We start from the raw sequence: 5492 nt of genomic DNA on the forward strand, positions 1-5492 counted from the left end.
GCTGTGCGGCCCGCAGCTCGGTGACGTTGGGGTGGGTGACCGCCACGCCCTTGGGGGTTCCGGTCGTGCCGGAGGTGTCGTTGACTTTGGCTTTGTTGTGGTGGGCGGGGGCGGGGGGGGCCGCGGGGGGGCGGGGCGGGCCCGGCGGGCCCCCCCCCCCCCCCCCCCGCTCCGGTGAAGCCGTCCAGCCGGTCTCGCAGATCCGTGGTGGTGACGGCGGCGATCGGTGCGGCGTCCGTCAGCATGAATGCGACGCGGTTGTCCGGCACCGCCGGGTCGATCGGCACGTATGCCGCCCCCGCTTTCAGGACCGCCAAGATCGCGGTGACCGCCCGGGCCGAGCGCTCCATCAGCACCGCCACGCACCGTCCCGGCGCCGCGCCCCGGTCAATGAGCAAGTGCGCCAAGCGGTTCGCGGACTCCTCGAGTTCGCGATAGGTCATCGAGCGGTCCGTGGCGGTCACGGCCACCGCGTGCGGGCTACGCGCCACCTGGGCGGTGAACAGCGCCGGGATCGAGGCGGTCGCGGTCGGCGGCCGGGTCAGCGCGGCGCGGTTGCCGATCGCGTCGAGGCGGGCGTGCTCGTCGGCGCCGAGCACGTCGATCGACGACAGCCGCCGGGCGGGGTCGGCGGTCATGGCCGCCAGCACCCGCTGCAATCGCTCGGTCAGCGTTTGGATGGTGGCGGTGTCGAACACGTCGGTGCGGAACTCCACGGCCCCGCCGATGCCGGCCGGCCGGCCGTCGGCGCTCCAGCGTTCGCCCAACGACCAGGCCAGGTCGGCGCGCGCGGTGCGGGTGTCCACCGGCAGCGGGGTGACACGCACGTCGCCGAGGCTCAGGTCGGCGGGTTCGGTGTTCTGCCAGGCCAGCATGACCTGCACCAGCGGATGGTGCGCGAGGCTACGCGTCGGGTTGAGCCGTTCCACCAGTACCTCGAACGGCACGTCTTGATGCTCGTAGGCGGCCAGGCTGCGGTGGCGAACGCGGGCCAGTAGTTCGGCCATCGTGGGGTCTCCGGCCAGGTCGACGCGTAGCACCAGGGTGTTGACGAAGAAGCCCACGACGTCGTCGAGGGCCGGGTCGCGCCGCCCGGCGATCGGGAAGCCCACCGCCACATCGGAACTCGCGCTGACCTTGGCCAGCAGCACCGCCAGGGCGGCCTGCACCACCATGAAGCTCGTCGCGTTGTGCGCGCTCGCCACCGCGCGCACCCGCTGCTGCAACTCCGCCGGCCACTCCACGGCCACGCTGGCCCCGCGGAAATCGGCCACCAACGGATACGGCCGGTCCGTGGGAAGTTCCAGCCGCTCGGGCAGCCCGTCCAGCGCCCGCTCCCAGTACGCCAGCTGCGCGGCGATCGGACTGTCCGGGTCTTCCAGGTCACCGAATTGGCCGCGCTGCCAGAGCGTGTAGTCGACATACTGCACCGGCAGCGGCGCCCAGTCCGGGACACAACCGGCCGAGCGGCTCGCATAGGCCAGCGCCAAATCGCGCACCAGCGGGGTCAGCGACCACCCGTCGGCGGCGATATGGTGCACCACGGCCACCAACACGTGCTCGCTGTCGCCGAGCCGGAAAAGCCGCGCCCGCAGCGGGATTTCGGTCGCCAGTTCGAAGGTGTGCCGGGCGGCGTCGCGAATGGCCCCTTCCAGCCGGGCCGGTGACCAGCCGGTGGCGTCAACGGTGTGCCATCTGACATCGGCTCGCGCGGGCGGCATCACCACCTGCTCGGGTATCCCCTCGGTGGCGGCGAACACCGTGCGCAGGCTCTCGTGCCGCGCCACCACATCGCAGAGCGCGGCGCCCAGCGCGTCGGCGTCCAGGTGTCCGCTCAGCCGCAATGCCGCCGCCATGTTGTACACCGGTGACGGCCCGTGCAGCTGATCGATGAACCACAGACGCGATTGGGCGAACGACAACGGCACCACCGCCGGCCGCTCGCTTGCCACCACCCCGGCGAACCGGCCCCCGGCCGCGCCGACGTGCGCCGCCAGCTGGCCAATCGTGGGCGCTTCGAACAACGTTCGCACCCCGAGGTGCGCGTCGAGGCCGGTGTTGATCTCGGCGATCACCCGCATCGCCGACAGCGAGTCCCCGCCGAGGTCGAAGAAGGAGTCGTCGGCGCCGACCCGCTCGAGGCCCAGCACCCGGGCGTAGATGCCGGCCAGAATTTCCTCGGTGGGCGCGGCCGGGGCCCGATACCGGCCGCCGGTGTATTCGGGCGCCGGCAAGGCCGCGGTGTCGAGCTTGCCGTTGGGTGTCAGCGGCAGCGCCTCGAGCACCACCACCGCGGCCGGCACCAGGTAGGCCGGCAGCCGCCCGGCCAGCCGGCCGCGGAGCTCGGCGGGGTCGGCGGTGCCGGTGATGTAGCCGACCAGCCGCAAGGCGGCGGGCGTGTCCTCGCGGGCGATCACCGCGACCTGGTCCACCCCGTCCAATTCGGTGAGCGCCGTGTGGATTTCGCCGAGTTCGATGCGATGGCCGCGGATCTTGACCTGCTGGTCGGCGCGGGTCACGTAGTGCAGCCGGCCGTCAGCGCTCCAGCGCACCAAGTCGCCGGTGCGATACATCCGCTCGCCGCCCACGCCGAACGGGCACGCCACGAACCGCGAGGCGGTCAAACCGGCGCGACGCGCATAACCGACCGCGACCCCGCGCCCCGCCACGTACAGCTCACCGACCACACCGGCGGGCACCGGCCGCAGCCACCCGTCCAGCACGAACAACGCCGCCCCGGACACCGGCGACCCCAGCGGCGGCGATCCGGTTCCCGCGGAAAGCGGCGCGCTGAGCACCGCGTCCACGGTGGTTTCCGTCGGGCCGTAGGCGTTGATCATCACCCGCCCCGGGGCCCATCGGTCCGCGAGCGCCGCCGGGCACGGCTCGCCACCGATGATCAACGCCGAGTCCAGATTTCGCGGTGACAACGCCGTCAACGCCGACGGGGTGTGGCTCAGCACGCTGATCCCCTCGGCGATCAGCAGGGCGTGCAGCTCGTCCGGCGAGCGCGTCACCGACTCGGGCACCACCACCAAGCGGCCCCCGCCGGCCAGCGCGCCCCAGATCTCCTGGACCGAGACATCGAAGCCGTAGGAATGGCATTGCGACCAGACCCCCGCCTCGGGCAGCGGCGCGTGCAGCGACTCCAGCAACTGGGTGACGTTGTGATGGGTGACCGCAACCCCTTTGGGGACACCGGTCGTCCCCGAGGTGTAGATCAGGTAGGCGATGTTCTCGGGCGCGGGCATCGGCAATGGGCCGGCGGGCCAAATGTCTTGGATTTCAGTGGCGTCGTCGATGTCGATGACGGGCAGGCCCGACCCGTCCAGCCGGTCGCGCAGGCCGGCCGTGGTGACCGCGGCGATCGGGGTGGCGTCGCCGAGCATGAACTCGATGCGCGCCGCCGGCAGTTCCGGGTCGACCGGCAGATAGGCCGCCCCGGTCTTGAGCACCGCGAGGATCGCGACGATCGCCTCGGCCGAGCGGGAAAACAGCAGTGCCACGTACTCGCCCGGGCCCGCGCCCCGTTCCATCAGTGTGTGCGCCAACCGGTTCGACGCCTCGTCGAGTTCCCGATACGTCATCGATCGGCCCCCGACGGTGACCGCCACCGCGTCGGGAACGCGGCACGCCTGCGCGGCGAACCGCGCCGGCATCGATACCGGGGCACCCGGCTGCTCGGTCAGCACCGCGCGATTGCCCCACAGTTGTAGCGCGGCGTGCTCCGGCGCATCGAGCACGTCCAGTGACAACAGCCGCCGGGCCGGATCGGCGGGCATGGCGACCAGGAGCCGCCGCAACCGCTCGATCAAAGTGTCGGCGGCCGCCGGGTCGAACACGTCGGTATCGAATTCGATGCGAAGGCGCAGTTCGTCGCCGGGCGCGGCTTGCAGCGACAGCGGGTAGTGGTTGTAGTCGTGGCTGGTGAATTCGGTGACGGTCAGGTCGTCGGTCGGCGCCAGCGCGGCGGCGTTGATCGGATAGTTCTCGTACACCAGCAGGGTGTCGAAGAGCTGGTCGTGTCCGGTGACGCGGTGGATTTCGGTCAGCGCCAGGTGCTGGTGCTCCACGGTGTCGTTGTGGGCGCGTTGCAGCCGGCCCAGGAATTCGGCGACGGTAGTCGCCGCGGTGGCGTGGGCGCGCACCGGCACGGTGTTGATCAGCAAGCCCACCATGGATTCGGCGCCGGGCAGCTCGGCCGGCCGACCGGACACCGCGGTGCCGAAAGCGACGTCGTGCCGGCCGGTCAGCGACATCAGCAGCTGCGCCCAGGCGGCCTGCAGCACGGTGTTGACGGTGGTTCGACAGGAGCGGGCGAGTTCACCGAGCGCACTGGTGGTTTCGGTGGAGAGCTGGAGTGAAGTCACCCCGCGCCGCCCGAGTTCCACGCGACCCGCCGGGCCCACCAGGGTGGGCGTGTCGAAACCGTCGAGCACCTCGCGCCACGCCGCGCGCGCGGCCGCGACGTCGCGATCCGCCAGCCAGCTGACGAAGCTGCGATAGGGCGGCGCCGCCGGCAACCGCGACGCGTAGTAACAGGCGAAGACTTCGTGCAGCAGGACCGGTAGCGACCAGCCGTCCATCACGATGTGGTGGACGGTGAGCACGAACCGGAATTCGTTGTCCGCGACGCGAATCAGCGCGGCCCGCACGGGTGGCTCGCTGCCGAGGTCTCGCACCGCGGCGCGTTCGGCGGCGGCTATCTCCTGGACCCGTGCGTCTTGTTGCTTCAAGCCGCCACCGTCGAGCTCGACGTGCCGGTAGGCCGGTTCCGGGGCGGCCGGGATGATCTGCACCGGGTGGCCGAAGTCGGGACAGAATCGGGCCGCAAGGTTGGGATGGCGGGTGACGACGGTGTGCACGGCCCGCTGCAGGCGGTGCGCATCGAGGGCGCCGCGCAGCGCGATGGTCAGCTGCACCGAGTACACGTCCCCGTTGGGTTGCGTGGTCGAATGGAACAGCAGTCCCTGCTGCAGCGCGGTCAGCGGCAAGACATCGGCGACGTCGTAGCGTTGTTCGAGTTGGTCGATCTGCTGTTGGTCCAGCCGGGCCGGGGCGATGTCGGACGGGGTCAACCCGCCACCGCCGCGGCGCACGTGCGCGCAGATGCCGGCCAGGGCCGCAAACCACAACTGGCTCAACCGGGTTACTTCGTCGTGGGTCAGCGCCGACGACGCCCACGTCCAGTTGGCCTGCAGGTGCGGGCCGTCCGCGGTGTCCATGGTGCCGGCGTTGAGCTCGACCGTGTGCGGCAACGGCAGCGCCACCGCCCCGGCCGCGCCGGCCAGCGCCCGACTGTTCGGGCTGAATCCCCATAGCTCGCCGGACAAGTCGGCGGCCGCGCCCCCGAGCCGGCCCAGGTAGTTGAAGCCGATGACCGGATCCGAATCACCCAGGTCCACTTCGGGATTCAGGTAGCGCAGCAGCCCGTAGGTGAGGCCGTCGGGCAGACCGCGCAGTTGCTCCTTGGCGTCCTTGATCACCGCACC

General features: G+C 71.3%; 1 pseudogene. It reads right to left on the minus strand.

Annotated elements, in window-relative coordinates:
- Positions 1 to 5492: pseudogene (locus tag Q0W90_RS22955) on the minus strand (amino acid adenylation domain-containing protein); the annotation flags it as partial.

This window comes from Mycobacterium sp. (assembly GCF_025933915.1).
GTDB lineage: Bacteria > Actinomycetota > Actinomycetes > Mycobacteriales > Mycobacteriaceae > Mycobacterium.